Consider the following 21,935-nt stretch of genomic DNA (forward strand, 5'->3'; position numbering starts at 1 on the left):
GCGATAGGTGAATACAGCTCTTTCATCGTTTCAACGTATGGTGATGAACGTATCATCACAAGAGTATAAAGTATGGTGGTACCGTGCACAAAAGTTTGCGCCCTTACATGAAGTAAGCGGTGTTTTTTTATGTTCAATTTTATAGGAGGTAAGTATTATGACAAATGCATTACTTGAAGATTTAAAGTGGAGAGGTCTAATTTATCAACAAACAGATGAAGCAGCAATTGAAGAATTATTAGATAAAGAAGAAGTTAAAATTTACTGTGGTGCCGATCCAACAGCAGATAGTTTACATATTGGGCACTTATTACCATATTTAACATTGCGTCGTTTTCAAGAGGCAGGTCATCGTCCAATCGTACTCGTTGGTGGTGGAACAGGTATGATTGGTGACCCATCAGGTAAATCTGAAGAACGTGTGTTGCAAACAGAAGAACAAGTCGAGAAGAATGTTCAAGGGATTCAAAGTCAGATGCATAAGCTATTTGATTTTGATATGGACAATGGCCCAATTCTTGTGAATAACAAAGATTGGCTCGGACAAATCAGTTTAATCGAGTTTTTACGTGATTTTGGTAAACATGTTGGTGTCAATTACATGTTAGGTAAAGATTCAATTCAATCACGTCTCGAACATGGTATTTCATATACTGAGTTCACATATACGATTTTACAAGCGATTGACTTTGGTCATTTAAATCGTGAGTTTGGTTGTAAAATGCAAATCGGTGGTTCAGACCAATGGGGAAATATTACAAGTGGTATTGAATTAATGCGTCGTATGTACGGTACAAATGATGTTTATGGCCTTACAATTCCACTTGTTACAAAAGCGGACGGTAAAAAGTTCGGTAAGTCAGAATCAGGTGCGGTATGGTTAGATGCTGAAAAAACAAGCCCATACGAATTTTATCAGTTCTGGATTAATACAAGTGATGAGGATGTTATTAAGTTTTTGAAATACTTCACATTCTTATCTCAAGAGCAAATTGCAGAATTTGAAGTGTCAGTAGCGGAAGAACCACATTTACGTAAAGCGCAAAAAGCACTTGCAGAAAATGTAACAGCATTTATCCATGGACAAGAAGCATTAGAAGAAGCACAACGCATCTCAACAGCATTGTTCAGCGGAGATTTAAAATCATTGTCTTCAAAAGAGATTAAAGCAGGATTCAAAGATGTTCCACAAGTGACATTATCTAATGACACAACAAATATTGTGGAGGCACTTGTTGAAACAAAAATCTCATCATCTAAACGTCAAGCACGTGAAGATGTTCAAAATGGTGCTATTTACATTAACGGAGAACGTCAAACTGATTTAGCTTATGCGTTATCAGCAGAAGATAAGTACGACGATGCTTTTACAATTATTCGTCGTGGTAAGAAAAAATATTTTATGGTCAATTATCAATAAAAATGATGGTTATGAGGGATGCATTGTTAGTCGATTATGCAACGTTGGTTTTTGAAAGATATTGAGAGCCGCCAAGCGTAGACCTGTAATTACAAGTGTCTGTAAAATGAAATCATGTTAAAGTTTTAGAGATAGTTACGCTTTTAAATATACTAAGATTAGTAGTGAAGAAATCTATGACGGTAGGTAGCTTCACTACTTTTTATTTACTTGATGTGTTATTGGAAGGTTACTTATTTGTTTATAGTTACTGCTATATCATTTTCGGGGAAAGAAAATTCTGTTTCGATTGCAAAGTAAGTTGAGCCATGCTACACTCTTTATACATATAAAGCACTCCTGTCTATTGTTTTTGTGGTTATTAACAATTATGCGGGAAGTGCTTTATTTTTTAACTAATATCCTTAAAAACCTTGATTAGATGTATAAAAACATTTAATCAAGGTTTTTTGACGGAGCTAGGCAGTTATGTCCCAGCTCCTTTAAACATTTTATAGGTTCTATGAATGCGATTCGACGAGTGAAACATTAACTTTTTGGGAATGTCCATCACGTATAATCGTGAATGTAACAGAATCGCCTGGTTTTTTATTTTTGTAGAGATATGAACGTACATCTGAATCATTTTCTACCTCTTGATCATCTACTTTTGTGATGATGTCGCCACGTTTCAAATCAATTTGACTGCGTTGTACTTCTGCAACATAGACACCGCTATTTATTTTAAATTGCCTTTGATATGAGGCAGGAATATCTGACACGTTTAACATACCAATGCCGACAGATGGGCGTTTTACTTCGCCGTTTTTAACAAGTTGTTCAATGACGAGTTTTACTTCATTACTCGGAATGGCAAAACCAATGCCTTCAACTTGTGGGGCAGAAATCTTCATCGAGTTAATACCAACAAGATTTCCGTTAATATCTACAAGTGCGCCACCAGAGTTACCAGGGTTTATCGCTGCATCTGTTTGAAGTACAGTTACTTTATTTGAACCAGCTGATGTTTCTGCATCAATTGTACGCTCGCTGGCAGAAATAATACCAGATGTAACGGTATTGGCAAACTCTAAACCAAGTGGATTCCCCATCGCAAAGACGCTATCACCAGTTTTGACTTTTGATGAATCTGCAAAATCAATAGCTTTAATATCATTGCGATTTTTAATTTTTAGTACAGCAATATCTGTAAGTGAATCTGTACCTACAAGTTTTGCACTCACTTGTTTGGAGTTATGTAACTGCACTTTGATTGACGATGCACCTTCAATTACGTGATTGTTGGTTACGATATATGCTTCATTTTGCGTGCGTTGATAAATAACACCAGAACCGATACCTGATGGTTCAGCATTTGTTGTTGATTTACCACGAAGCAAATCTTCTAAGCTTTCCGCTTTTTGTTCGTTAATAACACCAACAATTGAAGGTGATTTATCTTGAATCATTTCGTTAATAGATTGATAATTTTTCGATTTACCATCTAATAGATTGCCACCTTTGCTGTTTTCTGCGACATTTACATTGGCACCTGATTGACCATCTGAACCCGTTAATTTTGAAAAGCCACTTACCGCAGCAAATGCTATTAAACCACCGATTAATCCGGCTACAAGAGCAATAAGAATTGTTCGTAGTACGCCTGACTTTTTAGGGGGTGGTGTTTGATAACTTTGACGATACACATGTTGTTGATTTGTATGCGTTATCCCCGAATTGCTGTCGGACGTCTGATTATAATTATTCGAATTCATACAATACCTCCTTCCTTTCTATTATGCGATTTTTAATAAGATTTTGCTAGTCACACGCCATCGGTCTCTAGATGTAGAAGGACACTGCTTGTTGAAATGAACGTAAAATGATAGAATTTAAAGAGTTAATTTAAAAAAAGAAGGTGTCAGCATGCTTTACAAATTGATTGGGTTAGTGCTGGATTTCATCGTAGCCAAACGACTTAAGAACTTAGAAGTTATTGGTAAAGAAAATCAGCCGGCGAATAATGAATATCTCGTTACATGTAACCATGAGAGTTATAACGAAATCATTCTTTTGGGTGTGGCGTTGCTACCAAATCAAATTCATTTTATGGCGAAACAAGAACTTTTTCAAAACAAACTATTTGGTAAGTTTTTATCAGCTTTAAATGCTTTTCCAGTTAATCGTGAAAACCCAGGGCCAAGCACATTGAAGATTCCAGTGAAGTTATTGAACTCAAATAAAACGGTGGGTATTTTTCCATCAGGCCATCGTACGACTGAAGAAGTACCGCTGAAGCGTGGTGCAGCTACAATTGCGATGCTAGCTAAAAAACCTATTTTACCTGCAGCTTATGTGGGACCTACCAAACTATTGGGCATGTTAACTGGCAAAGCTTATATCAAGTTTGGAGAACCTATTGATACAACAACTTTCCCTGAAGGTATGAAACGACAAGAAAAAGTTGAATATCTCACACAACAAATTAGTGAGCGCACAAAACAACTACAACAAGAATTGAATGCATACGTTCAACCAAAAAAATAAAATGATTAATAAAAGTGTAAACAAGCATCAATCGTGCGGTTTACGCTTTTTGTTTATATTGTTATTCGGGGATATCAAGTGTGCGTGGTGTTTAATTATATGCCATGCTATAATACAGTTATCTGAATGTTCGGGAAGAGGGGTAGCCATGACAAAAGCAGTGTTATTTGATGTAGATGGTGTATTTTTAGATGAGGCAAGATGTTTTGATGTGTCAGCCTTAACGGTGTATGAATTATTATTTGACGAAGCATATCTTAACTTGAAAGAAGGCGAATCATTGGCAACATTGACGGATTCGCAAGTCGCAGCGATTCGTGGGGAACTATTTGAGAACGATCTCGTGTTACATCGATTGAAATCTCTAGGTATCAATTCTAATTGGGATATGTTATTCATTGTTTTTGCAGTGCATTTAATTGCATTGCTTGAACCATTGTCTGAAGCGGAGAAAGCAGCATTTTTGGATGAAGATACCTTCTCAGAAACTTCGCTGTCAGCATTGCGTGAACATATTACATATCAAGGAATTGATTATGCTTTGCCATTAGATTTTTTGAATGACTTGACTGAAGGAAAAGAGCAGATATATCAGTCTTTGAAAGATTATGCAGCACGCATACTTCAAACAGATGACACAGCATTGTTCGATATTAATAGTCCTATGTGGCAGTTGGCTCAAGAATTATATCAAGAGTGGTATTTAGGAACGACTTTATATGAGGAAGTTGAAAAGAAAAGCGCTAAAACGACTTATAAAAAAGGTTACATTTATGATGAAGTTGTCCTAGCGTCTGTAGAAGGTATTCGTTCTTTACTACATGACCTTAAAGAAGCAGGGTATATGATTGCGATTGCGACAGGGCGTACACGTGTTGAGACACTTATTCCATTCGAGTCACTTGGTTTATTGGATTATTTTGAAGATAGACATATTGTAACAGCAAGTGAAGTGATTGAGGCTGAGAAGCGATATCCCGACTTGAAACCACTTGGCAAGCCGAATCCATTTAGCTATATTGCAACATATAATGGTAATGATTGTGCAAAGTATCATGATTACGCAACGAATCAAACGAATTGTGTGAAGCATGATGAAGTAACAATCATTGGTGATTCACTTGCAGATTTAATCAGTGCACAAACAATTAATGCAACATTTATTGGGACATTAACTGGCTTAAAAGGCACTGAGGCAGCCGAAGAACTCGAGGCAAAGGGTGCAGATTTGTTAGTCAACAATGTATTAGACGTACGACAACATTTATTATAGAAACGAAAAACAGACATTCGCCAAAATGTCTGTTTTTCGTTTCTATTCATATTCTAGTTCGGTGTCGGGCAGTTGTTGCAATGTGATAGACTTAACTTCTTTTAATCCTGGGATTGATAATAATTGTTGTTGTATCGCTTCGTTGATTGGATGATCAATTGACAAAATCATCATGGCACGTCCACCTATTTGTTTACGACCAACGTACATCGAAGCAATATTAATGTCGCATTCGCCTAAGATTTGTCCTGTTTTACCAATCATTCCCGGTTGATCAGTATGGCGAATAATTAATTGATAGTGTTCTGGTTTAAAATCAACGGCGTAATCATTAATGCGTACAATTCTTGGTCCAAAGCCATTCAAGACAGTCGTTCCAATTTTGATACGATCGTCTTTGTTAATCAATTCGACTTCAATGTAGTTACTAAATCCTTGTTTATTTTTGTTTTTTTCAATAGTATACGTGACATTTTGTTCATTCAATAACATGAGTGCATTGATTAAATTGACGTGACTGCCCATATCATGTTGAAGTACGCCTTTAGCTAATGTACGCGTCATAAGGCTTGTATCATCTAATGCGAGCTCTCCACTATACGTAATATTCATTGTACGTGGTGCTTTTGGTAGTAACTGAATACCAATCTCACCTGTGATATGTGCAAGATCGACAAAAGGCTGTATCTCATTGGATGGATTGAATATCACTTTTGGTGCATTTACAGCATGTGTGACTTTTTGATATTTCAATATCTCAATGATTTCACCTGCTACCGATATCGCTACTTTTTCTTGTGCTTCAATGGTTGAGGCACCTAGATGCGGTGTGACAATAATCTTTGGATGTTGTGTGACAGGTGTATTGGCTGCTGGTTCATGTTCAAATACATCCAATGCAGCACTGGCAATTTTTCCGTCGTTCAGTGCATCAATTAATGCTTGTTCATCAATGATGCCGCCACGTGCTACGTTGATAATATGTAAATTGGGTTTAGCTCTGTTGAAGAAGTCAGCATTAATCAAACCGCGTGTTTTTTCAGTTAATGGTGTGTGAACTGTGACAAAGTCCGCCGCTTCAGCAATCTCTTCTACGGATGCACGTGTAAAATTAAGCTCGTTAGCTTGTGCTTCTGTCAGATAAGGATCAAAAGCAAGTATACGCATCCCAAAGCTTTGCATACGTTTGGCGACACCAATGCCGATTCTCCCAGTTCCAATAACGCCTAATGTTTTCTGATAGAGTTCTGTACCACGAAATGATTTGCGATCCCATTCACCATTTGTTAAAGATGCATGGGCTTGTGGAATATTGCGTGCCATACTTAACAACATTGCTACTGAATGTTCTGTTGCTGATATTGTATTACCATCAGGTGCATTGATGACAATAATTCCTTCTTTTGTTGCGGCATCAATATCAATATTATCCACGCCAACACCTGCTCGAGCAACTACTTTTAGTTTTGTAGCAGCTTGTAAGACTGCTCCTGTCACTTGCGTTTGACTGCGCACAATTAAGGCGTCGTAATTACTTATTGTATGAATAAGTTCACTTTCTGATAGACCCGTCTGATGTTCAACCTCAAATGCATTATCTAAATACAATTGTTGTAAGCCATCTTCAGAGATAGGATCTGCGACAAGTACTTTATAAGTCATGGTGCACCACCTCCATAAAAGCTGTTATTCCTTTACCAATATAATGCTTTTTGCGATAGTTTGTTAATATAACTTCCAATGCTGCGACAAATGGTAATAAGTCGAAAGGAGAAATGAATCCCATATGACCTACGCGCAAAATGTGCCCTTTAAGTTGCCCTTGACCGCCTGCAATTGAGATGTTAAACGTTTTAGCTAATTGTTCCTTTATTGTGACTAATTCATCAGCATCCAGTGGAATAAAGGCAGTGACTGTGGGTGATGCAACATCGTCAGCAACAAGCAAATCAAGTTGTAATGCTTTTAAAGCATGTCGTACTGCATCACGAATGACATAATGTCGTTGTACCACATGTGCTAGACCTTCAGCTTCAATCATTTTAGCGTATTGAACGACACCACGAAAAGCAGGTACATTTGGTGTATATGGCGTTGTATGCGCTTCAAGAGAGGACAGATGTTTTGATAGGTTTAAGTAAAAAGACGGACTGTCAACTTCTTTAAAGCGTGTGCGTGCACGATCATTATAAGCTACAAATGCGAGACCAGGTGGCAACATCATCGCTTTTTGACTACCAGCAACTAACACATCAATTGCATCACGTGTCATATCAACGTCGACAGCACCAATGCAACTAACACCATCAACAACGAAGAAGATAGACGCATTGTAGGCTTTTAGCGCATGACCAAGTTCGGCTACAGGGTGTAATACGGATGTAGAAGTTTCACAATATTGTGTAAAAACAGCTTTGATAGGGTAGTCTAAAGATTGGATAAATGCTAAGACATCATCCGTATTGAATGCTTTTCCCCATTCAACATTGAAAACATGCAGATGATGTGCATATTTCTCAGCAATTTGTTGAAAACGTGCACCAAATGCGCCAGATACAATGACAACAATATGATCTTCAGGGTTTACAAGATTACGCATGCTTGCTTCTAAAGCACTCGTACCGCTAGAAGTTAAAATAATGACATCATTGGGTGTGCCGAATGTAGCTTTAAGTCCTGAGAAAGCTTGTTGTGCGATAGCTTCAAAGTCGGCTGAGCGATGCCCAACCATGGGTAAATTCATCGCATTTTGAATCGCCAAAGGTACAGGTGTTGGACCTGGCGTTAATAGTAATGAGTGGTGTGTATACATTTATCATAACCTCCTATGATTAGGTTTTTAATTTTAACAAATTTTCAGACAAAAGAACAGGGTATGGAATAGGAATATTATTTTTCTCAAAAAATTCCATTATTCCACATCCAAAAATACTTAGGATTCAGTTGCTCGTACACGTAAATTTGGGATGATTTCAATGGCAACATTACCACGCAAACTATTTGACACCATACAATTTCGGTCTGCGATTGAAATGAGTTGTTGTATACGTTGAGTGAGTTTTTCAAGTTGACGTTCATCTGATAAGGTGATTGTCGGTCTATGTGTGATGGTAACCATACGAAACTTCCCATCAGAAAATGAAGCTGTTCCTGTTGAATGCATATCTATTTGAAGAGGTATTAAGTGTGCACGTTCAAGCGTTGCAGCCAGTGAAATAGTCATACAACTTGCAGCAGCTGCGACTAGTAATTCATCAGGATTTGTACCTATACCTTTTCCACCTAATGCACGTGGGATAGAAACTTTATGGTTGACTATCTCTCCAGATAATTGACCAATTTCATCTCGTCCCCCTTGCCATGTCACAGTGATTGGAAAATCATGTTGAACCATTCTTGATATTCACTCCATTTCATTATATGTTATGTTAAGTGTAGGGGAATATTGAGCAGAAAGGAAGACTATTTATGAGATTATTACGACCTAATAAGGCGTTTCAAATTATTGCACATCGTGGATTGTCAAAACGTTATCCAGAGAACACAAAAGCAGCTTATCAAGCAGCATTGAGTCAACAAATTGATATGTTAGAAATTGATTTACATATGACGCAGGATGGCGTTTTGGTGGGGATTCATGATGAAACAATTGATCGTACATCGAATGGAAAGGGCGCTATTAAAGACTATACGTTAGAGGCGCTACGTGCATTTAATTTTAGTCGACAAACTGAATTTGCTGAGCATGCGTCGATTATGACATTTGATGAAATTTTGACGCTATGTAAAAACTTTTCAAAAACATTATTGATAGAAGTAAAGAAACCGAAAAATTATCCGAATATTGGAGAGCAAATCATTCAAAAGCTAAAGCATCATGCTTTTCCAATGAATCGTGTAATTATTCAATCATTTGATCATACATTTATCCAACGATTATCAGAAAATGTGCCGTTTCTACATTATGGTGTATTGGTGAGTAAACGCAAATATTGGCTAAAGCAGCCGACATTTAGCGAAATAGCGAAATATGCAGATTTTGTCAATCCGAATTATCAATTGATTAACAAGAAATTTATCGCACGTGCACATGCAGAAGGATTGAAGATTATGCCATATACTGTGAACGATAGTCAAACAGCTAAAAAGTTAATTCAAATGGGTATCGATGGTATTATCACTGATATGCCGGATGAACTGTTTAAACTATAAGAAAAGGAGTAGGGCGTAGTTGTCTCACATCGGCAATGTTAGAAGAATGTGAATGGTCGGTTAGCGTTTGAATAGAGCTGAACAATGGTGGCAAGCTACTACCATTTATATCATTTTTCTTATTTTAGATAGTGTTTTCTATCAATTGATATCATGCCACAAGATTCGACAAGCCGTGTGCTATTCCCATGCAGCAAGGATGAATAGGCGTGGAAAAGATTGAATGCAAAACTTCTTTTCACGCCATTCAGTTACTGCTTTTTATCCCGTATTTGATTGTAAATTAATGGGTATTTAGTTTATTCCAGGCACCTAAAGCAACGGCTAAATCAAAATAAGCAGCACCGACGCATTTGAAGATGGTGATACTATCTTTCTCACGTACGGTGTTTCCATCTACTACGCATCCTTTTAAGTCATCGTGATGATTAGCGAAAGAAAAGAGACCTTTAGCATCTGCTTCGATGAATTCTCCAGCCTCTTCTTTTACACCTTCTAAATCATCAAAAACAATGTGTGATGCTTTTGGAAAGAGGCGATTATCCATTTCTTTCATTTCCGGACGATATGATCCAATGCCATTTATATGTGTACCATTTTGAACGTCAGCAGCATCAAAAACAGGTGTTGTTGATTGTGTTTGACAATTAATAATATCTGAGCACTTTACAAGATCGGATACATCAGATACGATTTCAAACTCAATTTCTGGATGTTTATCGGCAACTTGTGCAACAAAAGTTTTCGCTTTCTCTATCGTACGGTTAAATAGTAATACTTTTTGAATTGGGCGTACTTCTAAATTACCTAAAAGTTGTTCATATGCCATGCCACCTGTACCAATCATGCCAAGAATTTGTGAGTCAGTGCGACTCATATAATTAGTTGCAATTCCACTTAAAGCGCCCGTGCGCAATCTTGTTAAATAATTACCATCGAGACTTGCAATATGTTCACCTGTTTTGAGATCCGTAATAATAATATTTGCTTGAGTTGTAGGTCTTTGATGTTGCGGGTTATCTGGTGTAATAGAAGTAATTTTGATAATGCCTTGTTGTTTACCAAGATGGACACAAGGCATGTATAGCATTGATTTTGCACCATCACCTGTTGGAATGACAGTACGTGTTGTTTGGCTAATATCATCCATATTTTTCAAAAGCTGTTCAATATCACATATCGCATCTGCCATGTGGTAGTTAGCTTTTACTTCCGCTTCAGTAAATACTTTCATCGTAACATCTCCCTTTATCAACATGTAATACTAGTATAGGTAATATTCAAAACAATGAAAAGTAATTCTAGGCATGATATAGCAAAGACCAAAAAATGAATCTACATCTTTTGAGGTGGGATGGCATGATGAGTCATTCTGTTTTGATATGCAAAAAGCGCACAATCATAGGGGACTGTACGCTAAAATGAAGGCAGCTATTTCAACTTAGCTAAAACTATATGTTAACTAAAACTAGGTAGTTATCATTATATTTCCATTACAAAAGCTGAACAGCAAAAAACCAAGAAAGGACGAACCCAATCTTGGTTTTGAAAATATAAACAATATCTTAACGTGAGTAGTACTCAACGATTAATTGTTCATTGATTTCAGCTGGTAATTCGCTACGTTCAGGTAAACGAACGAATGTACCTTTTAAGCTGTCTGCATCGAAGTCAAGGTAATCAGGAACAAAGTTGCTGATTTCAACAGATTCAGCGATGATTGCAAGTTTTTGTGATTTTTCACGAACTGCAATTTCTTGACCTGGTTTTAAAATGTATGATGGGATGTCAACACGTTTACCATCAACTAAGATGTGACCGTGGTTAACTAATTGACGTGCTTGACGACGTGTACGAGCTAAACCTAATGCGTATACTACAGCGTCTAAACGGCTTGCAAGTAATACCATGAAGTTTTCACCGTGTACCCCACCTTGTTTACCAGCAGTGTTGAAAGTGTTACGGAATTGACGTTCAGTCATACCATATAAGTAACGTAATTTTTGTTTTTCACGTAATTGTAAACCATACTCTGATAATTTTTTACGTTGTGTAGGACCGTGTTGTCCTGGTGCATATGGTCGTTTGTCTAATTCTTTACCAGTACCTGATAATGAAATGCCTAAACGACGAGATTTTTTCCAGCTAGAACCTCTGAATCGAGCCATAATTGACTCCTCCTTTTTCTTTTTTGTTGTTATGAAAAAACAAAAAAGAGTGTTAAATGCTCATTAGGATATGGTGTTTTGTGTGTCCTCGCCTCATAGCTACGGTTACACGGCACGCCCGCTTCGGGAACACCATAGCGCCTATTAATATTTAACTGCTATTTTCGTTTATTCACACAAAGTCAATTGTAACATGTTGATTTTATTTGTCAATGCTTAACGATTATTTTCTTTCTGATAGATGTTGTTCTAATGTTTTTACAAAGTGTGCAAGTCCTTGCGCATCTTCTTCAGAAAAACGATTGGTGATAGGGGCATCAATATCCAATACACCAATAATTTCATTGTTATGATGAATCGGTAGTACAATTTCTGATTGGCTTGCAGCATCACATGCGATATGACCAGGGAAAGTGTTGACATCTGCGACACGTTGGATGGCATCTTCTTTGACAGCTGTTCCACAAACGCCTTTTCCAATTTGGATATGCATACATGCAGGTTTGCCTTGGAAAGGACCTAAAATTAGCTCTCCGTTTTTAATTAAGTAGAAACCGACCCAGTTAATTTGCTCTAAATTTTCATTTAATAGAGCCGATGCATTACTTAAGTTTGCGATAAAATCTGTTTCACCGTCTAATAACGCATCAAGTTGTCGTGTTACTAAAGAATAGTCTGTCTGTTTAATTGTCATCTCATTTCACTCACTTCACACTTAAAATTTTACAGTTATTATATCTTCTTCGTTTTGACGGTGCAATTTTTCGATACTATCAGAAAATATATGAGGAAGTCCTGAATTTTTTTAGATTTCGATTTAATGCCGTGATAAATTACGTTATAATGGTTTTATGTATTTAGGAGGAGAAGAGTGAACATGTTATTGTATATCATACTAGCGGTTATTATTATTCTTTTAATTGGCATTGGTATCTTGTTCTATATGCGTTCTAATAAGCGTTCAATGATTCAAGAAGCTGAAACGCGTAGAGAGAAACTTAACAAATTGTCGTACGATGAAAGTTTAGAAAAGCTTAAACAGCTTCAATTGACAGGGGAAACAAAACAGCGTTATGAGACGTTGAGACAAGAGTGGACGCAAGCAACAAATGATTATTTGGCACCTGTTGATGAGAAAATACATGAAGCTGAAGTGACGCTGGATAAGTTTAAGTTTTCTCAAGCACAGATTGAAATTGATGATGCACATGGCTTGATGGATGAATACGAAGCGAAATTTCAAACGTTAACAGAGCAGGCAGATGAAGTGTGTAACATTCATGAAAAGAGTGACGCAATCTTTGAAGAAACAAAAGCGAGCCACCGTAAGATGAAGCGTGATGTATTAGCGAACCGCCATCAATTTGGTGAGGCAGCAGCGCCACTCGAGCAAGAAATTGAAGCGTTTGAGCCTGAAATTGAGCGTTATCAAGCATTAAAAGAGGCCGGTGACTATCAAGAAGCTTATACACATATCAAAGGATTGAACGATGATATCACTTATTTAAAGCAAGATATGGCAGAGATTCCCGACTTAATTCGCGAAGCACAGAAAGAATTGCCAGGACAGTTCCAAGATTTGAAATATGGTGTACGTGATCTGAAAGTGGAAGGTTATGACTTAGACCATGCTAAGGTAGATAGTACTTTACAAACTTTAAAAACAGAGTTGAGTTTTGTTGAACCAATGATTAGTAAGTTAGAACTTGATTCAGCAAATCAAAAATTAGAAGAAATCAATAATCAACTCGATGTCATGTATGATTTGATTGAGCATGAAGTGAAGTCTAAAAATGCAGTTGAAGAATCTAAAGAACGCATTACAGATGAGCTATTCCATGCGAAAGATATGAATTATACGTTACAAACTGAAATTGAATATGTACGTGAAAATTATTATATTAATGAGAGTGATGTACAAAACGTTCGTCAGTTTGAAAACGAAATTCAAAACTTAATTGGTGTGTATGACGATATTTTATCAGAAATGTCCAAATCAGCAGTGCGCTATAGCGAAGTCCAAGATAACTTGAAATATATTGAAGATCATGTTGCTGTGATTAACGAAAAACAAGAGAAGTTACAAAATCATCTTATTTCGTTAAGAGAAGATGAGGCGGAAGCAGAAGAACATATCTTGCGTGTTCAAAGCAAAAAAGAAGAGATTTATCGTCGTCTCCTTGCTTCCAACTTAACAAGCGTACCAGAACGTTTCATCATATTGAAAAATGAGATTGACTATGAAGTACGTGATGTGAACAAGCGTTTTAGCGAACGTCCAATTAACGTACAGCAATTGAAAGACAAGGTAAACAAAGTCGTACTTCAAATGAATAAATTTGAAGACGAAGCGAATGATGTATTGATTAATGCGGTATATGCTGAGAAGTTAATTCAGTACGGTAACAGATACCGCAAAGATAACCACGAACTAGATAAGAGTTTGAATGAAGCAGAACGACTCTTCAAAAACAACCGTTATAAACGTTCAAGTGAGATTTCTGAGCAAGCATTGGAACGTGTAGAGCCAGGTATTAGCCAACACATCGAACGTGAAGTAATGGCACAACAAGCATAAGCATTCAACATAACCATGATGTCTAAGTGAGACATTGTGGTTATTTTAGATACTTTATCTTTATGTGTGGAAAAATTGATAAATATCTAATGCTGCAGCCCTTGTATGCGTATTTTGAAGTTTTTATCTATTCATTTCAATATTACTTATAGTACAATGAATGAATGATTAATAAGTGAAGGAGTTTGAGTGATGCTATATTTTGATAATGCGGCAACGACACAACCTGATGCTTCAGTCATCGATAGTTACGTGAGGGTCAATAAGCAATTTTATTTCAACCCGAACAGCCCGCATGATAAAGGAGTAGAAGTATCTCGATTGTTACAACAAGCACGAACACAGATTAAGCGCATGCTACAACTACATGATGAGACAGTTATTTTTACAAGTGGTGCCACAGAATCTAACAATATGGCGTTAAAAGGAGTAGCATATCATAAGAAACCCTTTGGTCGTACATTGATTACTTCTGTGTTAGAACATCCGTCGGTTCTGGAAGTGATGCGTTCATTGGAGAGTGAAGGTTTTAACTTAAAGTATGTTAATGTGACGAAAGAAGGACGCATTGATATCTCACACCTGAAAACCTTGATGTCATCTGATGTTATCCTCGTAACGTGTATGCAAGTTAATAATATTATGGGACAAGTTCAACCTATTGCTGACATTGTAGAAGTGCTCAAAGACTATCCAAAAGTACATTTGCATGTGGATGCTGTACAAGCAATGGGCAAGTTTCCACTAGTGACAGATGGTGTAGATAGCATTGCATTGAGTGGGCACAAGTTCAATGGTTTGAAGGGACAAGGTATCTTAATCTTAAAAAATATGCACAATATCCAGACGATTATCCATGGTGGCGGTCAAGAGTTTGCATTGCGCAGTGGAACGGTGAATGTACCAATGGACGTCGCATGTGCTAAAGCAGTGCGTCTAGCAGAGGATCATCGTCAAGTTATGATGACTGAGTTGACAGAGGTGAACCGACAAATCAGAATGTTTGTTGCACAATATCCAGGTGTGTATATTAATTCTCCTGATGATGCATCGCCGCATATTTTAAATATTGCATTTCCAGGTGTGCGTGGTGAAGTGCTCGTCAATGCATTTTCAAAATTAGGTGTAATGATTTCAACGACAAGTGCTTGTTCATCTAAGCATATGAAAGTTAATGAAGTGCTACAAGCGATGGGAATTTCAACATCACGTATTTTAGGAAGTATCCGATTATCCTTTGATTACAATACAAAAAAATCAGATGTCGAAGTATTCCAAGAGGCGTTTGACACAGTCTATGAAGAAGTTAAGGAGCTGCTAGAACAATGATATATGATCATATTCTTGTAAGATATGGAGAACTTACATTAAAAGGTGGAAACCGCAAAGTATTTGTTAATCAACTACGCTCTAACGTTAAGCGTGCGTTGATGCCATTACAGGGTTATGAGGTTAAGGCGAATCGTGACCGTATGTATATTCAACTCGAGCCACAAGCGGATGTGGAAGAAATGATGAAACGAATTTCAAAAGTATTCGGGGTGCATTCAATTAGTCCAGTGTTAAAAATTGAAAAAAGTATGGATGCAGTTTACAAACATGCCGTTAAATTTGCGGAAAATTATGCTGAAGGTGAAAGCTTTAAAGTAGAAGTGAAGCGTAGTGATAAACAATTCGAATATGAAACATTTGCGATTCAACGCATGGTAGGTGGGGAAGTTTTAAAAAATGTTCCTGGGTTACATGTTGATGTGCGTCAACCAGACCACCAAATTATGGTTGAAGTACGTTTAGACGCAATCTATATGTATGACCGTAATATTCAAGCAATTGGTGGGTTACCGGTTGGCACAGGTGGTAAGACACTATTGATGTTATCCGGTGGTATTGACTCACCTGTTGCGGGTATGGAAGTGATGCGTCGCGGTGTAACAATTGAGGCGATTCATTTCCACAGTCCACCATTTACAAGTGAAAAAGCAAAACAAAAAGTCATTGAATTGACGCGTATTATGGCAGAACGTGTCGGTAATATCAAGCTACATATTGTGCCGTTTACAGAAGTTCAAAAACAAATCCATAAGGTAGTTCATGAACGTTATACAATGACCTCCACACGTCGTATGATGTTACGCATTGCAGATAAAGTGGCACATCAAGTGGAAGCAGATGCGATTGTTAATGGTGAAAATCTCGGTCAAGTTGCAAGTCAAACATTGAAGAGTATGTATGCGATTAATGCTGTAACATCAACACCTATTTTACGTCCGTTACTTTCATTGGATAAGGAAGAAATTGTCATTAAAGCGAAAGCAATTGGTACATTTGAAACGTCCATTCAGCCATATGAAGACTGTTGTACGATTTTCACGCCCAAACATCCAGTAACGGAACCACAGTATGATAAAGTTTTAAAATATGAGTCTGGGTTTGATTTTGAAGAAATGTTGAATGAAGCGGTCGCAAATATTGAAACACTTGTTATCGATAAAAATTATCAAATGCAGGATGAAGTAACGACAACTTGGGATGAGGACTTATTCTAGATTAATAATATAGAATAAAGGGGATGGTTGCATGTTATTGGAATGGGATTGGACAATGCTACTTGTCATTATTGCATTCGGGTTTTTGGCGGCGTTTATTGATGCTGTGGTTGGTGGCGGTGGATTGATATCTATACCAGCTTTGTTAGCAGTTGGTTTGCCACCAGCTACAGCGTTAGGGACGAATAAACTTGCTAGTGCATTCGGCTCACTCACGAGTACATTACGTTATTTACGCTCGGGAAAAGTAGACTTGAAAATAGTTGCAAAATTATTTCCATTGTCCTTTATAGCATCTATATGTGGTGCAATTTTAGCTGTATATTTGCCAGCTGAATTGCTCAAACCATTGGTGATTGTCATTCTAACTTGTGTGTTGATTTACACTGTGCTAAAAAAGGACTGGGGGAGTATCCGTACATATCAAAAACTATCGACGAAAAAGTTAACTGTATTTGTTGGTGTGATATTGCTAATCGGTTTTTACGATGGATTTTTAGGCGGCGGTACGGGTTCGTTCTTAATGTTTGCATTCTTAATGATTGGCTTTGATTTTTTAAGTGCTGCCGGCAATGCTAAGGTGCTTAATTTTGCCTCTAACTTTGGTGCACTGTTACTGTTTATGTTTCTTGGACATGTAGATTATGTATATGGCCTAACAATGGCAGTAAGCATGGTGTTTGGTTCATATTTTGGTGCGTGTTTTGCTATAAAATATGGTGTAGGTTATGTTAAAATTCTTTTTGTCATTGTTACGATTGCTTTAATTGTAAAGAACCTTATAGATTATTTATTTTAACTCTCAAGTCGTGAGGCGCATCCCAAAAGTTGGACTTAAAAATCTAACTTTTAGGGGTGCATTTTTTATAAGTGAGGCAATTGTCTCTTCTCATGTAATTCTTTTGTGCTGTGTGTTACAAATAGATTAAGATTTGTTATGATTAAAGAAATTCTTTTTAAGGAGAGGGTAGAAATATGTCAAAACGTGTAGTAGCTATTATATTGGCAGTTGTGATTGTGCTGAGTGGTATATTGATGAGTGTAATAACAACATTGACATCATCATTTTTCAGTACACAAATCTCATTGGTAGAAGAGGCACCTAGTGTGATTGTCAAAGAAGGTGATGCTGCGAAACAAATTGCTGAGATTGCTGTTAATGGGGAAATTATTGACGCAGACGCTGGTGGTTTATTCGGAGTGAGTGGCTACGATCATCAAGCAGCGCTGAAACAACTGGATACGATCAAAAAAGATAAGACAATTAAAGGTGTTTTATTAACAGTTGATAGTCCAGGCGGTAGTACATATGCGAGTGATGAATTTTATCAAAAGCTGAAAGAAGTTAAAGATTCAGGGAAGAAAATATACGTTCAAATGGGAACAATGGCAGCCTCAGGAGGGTACTATATTTCTGCACCTGCTGATAAAATTTATGCAGGTCCGCAAACATTAACTGGCTCTATAGGTGTTATTTCAGAGTCGATTGATTACTCTGAATTATTGAGTAGCCTTGGCGTCAAAACAAATACTATCAAATCAGGGGAGCACAAAGATATTATGAGCCCTTCAAAAGAAATGACGCCAGAAGAACGAGAGATTCTACAATCTATTAATAAAGACAGTTATGATCAGTTCATTAATGTTATTGTTAAAGGGCGTCATATGTCAGAGTCTCAAGTAAGAGCGTTAGCTGATGGACGTATATATAGTGCGCAACAAGCGAAGAAGAATGGACTTGTTGATGAAATTGGTTATAAAGAAACAGCATTAAAAGATCTTAAAAAAGCGATCAATGCAGAAGATGCACAAGTGATTAGTTTTAATGAAGCAGATGCGGGCTTTGGGTCTTTATTTGGATTAAAGAGTGTCATAAAAGAGTTTCGTGCAGATGTACATCAAATAAAGTCTATCTTAAATAATGAATCACAAACGAGACCAATGTATAAATATGAAGGGTAGGTGTTTGGAATGACAGAAGGAATAAATATTACCAATGCCAATCCAACACATGGACGTAATCGTTATGCCACGTCAACAATGGCAACTGTCCCACTATCGATGAGTCAGTACGAGCTAGATGCCTTTTTATATGCAGGTTTTGGTAGACGTTTTTTTAGTTACCTCATTGATCTCATTATTTTAGGCGCACTATCACAGCTTGTTTTAACACCCATTTTGGCGTTGACTGGTATGAATGAATGGCAATTATGGATTTCTTATTTCAATGTTGAAAACTTGTTAAAAGCACTTTTCTATTTTGCCTATTTTGTGTTGATGACACGATATTTTCAACAGACCTTGGGCAAAATGATATTAGGAATTAAAGTATATACACGTGATATTACATCGCTATCATGGTCAGATGTGTTAATGCGTGAATGGGTTGGGCGTATTATCTCTAATGTCATGATGGGACTGCCGTATTTAGCAGTTATTTTTACGCCTAAACATATTGGAGTGCATGATTATTTTGCTGATACGGTTGTCATTAAAGAAAAGTATTTAAAACATATTCAAGCAAGTCAAAATCAAATCCGTGAGAATGAAGCACAAAAGCGTCATAATGAAGAAGTGTATCACTAAGATGAGGCAATACGGTCACCACAAATTATCTTTAGACAAACGCGCGTTAATCTTTTTGGATAAGGATTTAACGCGGATGATTAAGCTTATACCATGTTTAACACGTTAAAGATGAGATAGGTTAAACAATAAGATTGAGATAATGCATGAGGATTATGCTTGTCTCAATCTTTATTTTTTTATATGCTAAGAATAAGCATGTTATCATAACGACTGCTTAAAGTAGGTAATGATTATGTATTCAGTTCATCTGAGAGGATTATATAGAAGGTACCATGCTATTAATGATATAATCCTTGACACTGTATTTATCGCATATTGATTTGATAATATAAAAAGAAAGATTAGATTTAGGAAAGGGCGTAAGTTATGACACAATCACCGTCAATCATGGAACAATTGTTTCAACAACTTGATGAAAAGACTAAAGCGTTAAACGAAGAGAACGGTCAAAGCTTTATTGAAAACTTAGGATTAGCGATGGAATATTTCTATGCGACTAATCGTACATTATTGGAGCAAGCAACATTCCAAGATAGACGTAAAGCCTTTCAATTTGCTTATTTAAGCCAATTGCAACAAGAAGAAATTCAACCGAATCATCAAATTACGCCAGATAGTATTGGATTGGTCGTTGGCTTTTTAATTTCACAATTTGAGCCTGATGCAAATATGCTACACATTGCCGATTTAGGTAGTGGTTCAGGTCATTTAAGTGCGACGATACATGATGTATTAAATGACGTAACTGTCATGCATCATTTAGTTGAGGTGGATTCAGTGTTGTCACGTGTTAGTATTCATTTGGCGAACTTCCTTGAAATACCGTTTGATGTGTACCCGCAAGATGCGATTATGCCATTACCATTTGAAGATGCTGATGTCGTTGTTGGTGACTTGCCTATTGGTTATTATCCGTTAGATGAGCGTAGTCATGAAATGAATTTAGGTTTTGCTACAGGTCATAGCTATGCGCATTATTTGATGATTGAACAAGCCATTGCAGCACTTAAACCTTCTGGCTATGCATTCTTAGTCGTGCCAACACAGCTTTTTGAAGGTGAACACGTGAAACAGTTAGAAAATTTCATTGCTACAGAAACAGAGATGCAAGCATTTTTAAACTTACCTGCGAATTTATTTAAAAATAAAAATGCACAAAAATCAATTCTCATATTACAACGCAAAGAATCAAACAAAACGAAGCCTGTAGAGGTTTTTCTAGCCAATATCCCTGATTTCAAGAGCCCACAATTGTTCCAAAACTTCTTGATGGAACTCCAAACGTGGCGCACTGAAAATCATTAAAATAACCTGTGATACTCTTGAATTAGAACTGTATTAATGGTTAAATAGATGTGGATAAATTTATATATACTGGAGGACGTTCCTATGTCAAAGTTAATTTTGGCGATTAATGCTGGTAGTTCATCATTAAAGTTCCAATTAATCGAAATGCCGGAAGAAAAATTAGTCACAAAAGGTTTAGTTGAACGTATTGGATTAAACGATTCAATTTTTACAATTGAAGTTGACGGTGAAAAAATTAAAGAAGTGAGTGACATTCCTAACCATGATGAAGCGGTTAATATTATGTTAGATAGCTTCCAAAAACATGGTGTCATCAATGATATTAATGATATTGATGGTACTGGACATCGTGTTGTACATGGTGGAGAAACATTCCCAGAATCAGCATTAGTAACAGATCAAGTAGTGAGTGATATTGAAAAATTAGCGGACTTAGCGCCGTTACACAACCCAGCGAACTTAATGGGTATTAATGCATTTAGAAAACTATTACCAAATATCCCACACGTGGCGGTATTTGATACTTCATTCCACCAAACAATGCCAGAATCAGCGTACTTATATAGCGTACCTTATGATTACTATAAAGATTATGGTATTCGTAAGTATGGCTTTCATGGTACAAGTCATAAGTATGTATCACAACGTGCAGCAGAAATATTGGACAAACCAATTGAAGAATTACGTATGATTTCATGTCATATTGGTAATGGTGCATCAATTACTGCAATTGATGGTGGGGAGTCTATTGATACGTCAATGGGATTCACACCGTTAGCAGGTGTAACAATGGGAACACGTTCTGGTAACATTGACCCAGCCTTAATTCCATTCATTATGGAAAAAACTGGCAAAACAGCTGAAGAAGTATTAAACGTATTAAACAAAGAATCTGGTTTACTAGGAATTACAGGCAAATCATCTGATTTACGTGATATCGAACAAGCAGCAAACGATGGAGATGAACGTGCAGAACTTGCGCTAGAAATCTTCGCATCTCGCATTCATAAATATATAGGTACTTATGCATCACGTATGCATGGTGTGGATGTCATCATCTTTACTGCGGGCGTTGGTGAAAACTCTGATGTTATTCGTGCTCGCGTATTAGAAGGATTAGAATTCATGGGTGTTTATTGGGATCCACGTAAAAATGAAGGTGTACGTGGTAAAGAAGCAGAACTTCATTACCCGCATTCACCAGTAAAAGTTTTAGTCATCCCTACTAACGAAGAAGTTATGATTGCACGTGACGTAGTAACTTTTGGTAATTTATAATATTTAATAAAAGTAAAACTGCTAACAATTATAGATG

The 21,935-nt window shown here is 36.9% G+C and carries 19 protein-coding genes; 12 read left to right on the forward strand and 7 right to left on the reverse strand.

All coding sequences use genetic code 11. From position 1 onward, the window contains the following. The first annotated feature begins 157 nt into the window (after positions 1 to 157). Positions 158 to 1,420 carry a tyrosine--tRNA ligase gene (gene tyrS, locus NXS11_RS00320; protein ID WP_259197696.1) on the forward strand — a complete coding sequence of 421 codons (1,263 nt, stop codon included), beginning with the start codon at positions 158 to 160 and terminating at the stop codon, positions 1,418 to 1,420. A 500-nt stretch (positions 1,421 to 1,920) separates the two neighbouring features. On the opposite strand, the gene NXS11_RS00325 is transcribed toward tyrS, so the two are convergent. Then, a complete protein-coding gene (locus tag NXS11_RS00325; protein ID WP_259197697.1) occupies positions 1,921 to 3,174 on the reverse strand; it encodes a S1C family serine protease in 1,254 nt (417 codons plus the stop codon). 151 nt (positions 3,175 to 3,325) lie between these two features. Here NXS11_RS00325 and NXS11_RS00330 point away from each other — a divergent pair, with 151 nt between their 5' ends. Together NXS11_RS00330 and NXS11_RS00335 are read left to right on the forward strand one after the other, a co-directional pair. Then, positions 3,326 to 3,946 carry a lysophospholipid acyltransferase family protein gene (locus tag NXS11_RS00330; protein ID WP_259197698.1) on the forward strand — a complete coding sequence of 207 codons (621 nt, stop codon included), beginning with the start codon at positions 3,326 to 3,328 and terminating at the stop codon, positions 3,944 to 3,946. Positions 3,947 to 4,094: 148 nt separating this feature from the next. Then, positions 4,095 to 5,219, forward strand: a complete 1,125-nt coding sequence (locus NXS11_RS00335) for an HAD family hydrolase (protein WP_259197699.1) — start codon at positions 4,095 to 4,097, stop codon at positions 5,217 to 5,219. Between the two features lie 42 nt (positions 5,220 to 5,261). On the opposite strand, the gene serA is transcribed toward NXS11_RS00335, so the two are convergent. The 3 genes from serA to NXS11_RS00350 all read right to left on the reverse strand — a co-directional run bounded on the left by serA (position 5,262) and on the right by NXS11_RS00350 (position 8,613). Then, the gene (gene serA, locus NXS11_RS00340; RefSeq protein ID WP_259197700.1) at positions 5,262 to 6,881 is read right to left on the reverse strand and encodes a phosphoglycerate dehydrogenase; all 1,620 of its coding nucleotides are present in this window, start codon (positions 6,879 to 6,881) and stop codon (positions 5,262 to 5,264) included. Further along, positions 6,871 to 8,031, reverse strand: coding sequence for a pyridoxal-phosphate-dependent aminotransferase family protein (locus NXS11_RS00345; protein ID WP_259197703.1), 1,161 nt, complete (start codon positions 8,029 to 8,031; stop codon positions 6,871 to 6,873). Before NXS11_RS00345 ends, serA begins: the two co-directional genes overlap by 11 nt. A 120-nt stretch (positions 8,032 to 8,151) precedes the next feature. After that, positions 8,152 to 8,613: an SACOL1771 family peroxiredoxin gene (locus NXS11_RS00350; protein ID WP_259197704.1), complete on the reverse strand. Its 462-nt coding sequence runs from the start codon at positions 8,611 to 8,613 to the stop codon at positions 8,152 to 8,154. A gap of 74 nt (positions 8,614 to 8,687) precedes the next feature. Here NXS11_RS00350 and NXS11_RS00355 point away from each other — a divergent pair, with 74 nt between their 5' ends. Continuing rightward, positions 8,688 to 9,431, forward strand: coding sequence for a glycerophosphodiester phosphodiesterase (locus NXS11_RS00355; RefSeq protein ID WP_259197705.1), 744 nt, complete (start codon positions 8,688 to 8,690; stop codon positions 9,429 to 9,431). 283 nt (positions 9,432 to 9,714) lie between these two features. On the opposite strand, the gene NXS11_RS00360 is transcribed toward NXS11_RS00355, so the two are convergent. The 3 genes from NXS11_RS00360 to msrC form a co-directional block, all read right to left on the reverse strand. Then, complete coding sequence (locus NXS11_RS00360) at positions 9,715 to 10,665, reverse strand: ornithine cyclodeaminase family protein (protein WP_259197706.1); 951 nt, start codon at positions 10,663 to 10,665, stop codon at positions 9,715 to 9,717. Between the two features lie 331 nt (positions 10,666 to 10,996). Further along, complete coding sequence (gene rpsD, locus NXS11_RS00365) at positions 10,997 to 11,599, reverse strand: 30S ribosomal protein S4 (protein ID WP_259197707.1); 603 nt, start codon at positions 11,597 to 11,599, stop codon at positions 10,997 to 10,999. 223 nt (positions 11,600 to 11,822) lie between these two features. Further along, positions 11,823 to 12,293, reverse strand: a complete 471-nt coding sequence (gene msrC, locus NXS11_RS00370) for a free L-methionine (R)-S-oxide reductase MsrC (RefSeq protein ID WP_259197710.1) — start codon at positions 12,291 to 12,293, stop codon at positions 11,823 to 11,825. Positions 12,294 to 12,476: 183 nt separating this feature from the next. On the opposite strand from msrC, the gene ezrA reads away from it, so the two are divergent. The 8 genes from ezrA (at position 12,477) to NXS11_RS00410 (ending at position 21,898) form a co-directional block, all read left to right on the forward strand. Next, positions 12,477 to 14,177, forward strand: coding sequence for a septation ring formation regulator EzrA (gene ezrA, locus NXS11_RS00375; protein WP_259198267.1), 1,701 nt, complete (start codon positions 12,477 to 12,479; stop codon positions 14,175 to 14,177). 192 nt (positions 14,178 to 14,369) lie between these two features. After that, positions 14,370 to 15,506 carry a cysteine desulfurase family protein gene (locus NXS11_RS00380; protein WP_259197711.1) on the forward strand — a complete coding sequence of 379 codons (1,137 nt, stop codon included), beginning with the start codon at positions 14,370 to 14,372 and terminating at the stop codon, positions 15,504 to 15,506. Then, positions 15,503 to 16,723: a tRNA uracil 4-sulfurtransferase ThiI gene (gene thiI / locus NXS11_RS00385; RefSeq protein WP_259197712.1), complete on the forward strand. Its 1,221-nt coding sequence runs from the start codon at positions 15,503 to 15,505 to the stop codon at positions 16,721 to 16,723. The genes NXS11_RS00380 and thiI overlap by 4 nt, the downstream gene beginning before the upstream one ends. A 31-nt stretch (positions 16,724 to 16,754) precedes the next feature. After that, a complete protein-coding gene (locus NXS11_RS00390) occupies positions 16,755 to 17,522 on the forward strand; it encodes a TSUP family transporter (protein ID WP_259197714.1) in 768 nt (255 codons plus the stop codon). A 176-nt stretch (positions 17,523 to 17,698) separates the two neighbouring features. Further along, on the forward strand, positions 17,699 to 18,685 hold the full coding sequence (sppA, locus tag NXS11_RS00395; protein WP_259197716.1) for a signal peptide peptidase SppA: 987 nt from the start codon (positions 17,699 to 17,701) through the stop codon (positions 18,683 to 18,685). A 9-nt stretch (positions 18,686 to 18,694) separates the two neighbouring features. Next, positions 18,695 to 19,309: an RDD family protein gene (locus tag NXS11_RS00400; RefSeq protein WP_259197718.1), complete on the forward strand. Its 615-nt coding sequence runs from the start codon at positions 18,695 to 18,697 to the stop codon at positions 19,307 to 19,309. Positions 19,310 to 19,678: 369 nt separating this feature from the next. After that, positions 19,679 to 20,617: a class I SAM-dependent methyltransferase gene (locus tag NXS11_RS00405; RefSeq protein WP_259197719.1), complete on the forward strand. Its 939-nt coding sequence runs from the start codon at positions 19,679 to 19,681 to the stop codon at positions 20,615 to 20,617. Positions 20,618 to 20,701: 84 nt separating this feature from the next. Continuing rightward, positions 20,702 to 21,898: an acetate kinase gene (locus NXS11_RS00410; RefSeq protein WP_259197720.1), complete on the forward strand. Its 1,197-nt coding sequence runs from the start codon at positions 20,702 to 20,704 to the stop codon at positions 21,896 to 21,898. The last annotated feature ends 37 nt before the right edge of the window (positions 21,899 to 21,935 follow it).

This window comes from Staphylococcus americanisciuri, from assembly GCF_024814435.1.
Classification (GTDB): Bacteria; Bacillota; Bacilli; order Staphylococcales; family Staphylococcaceae; genus Staphylococcus; species Staphylococcus americanisciuri.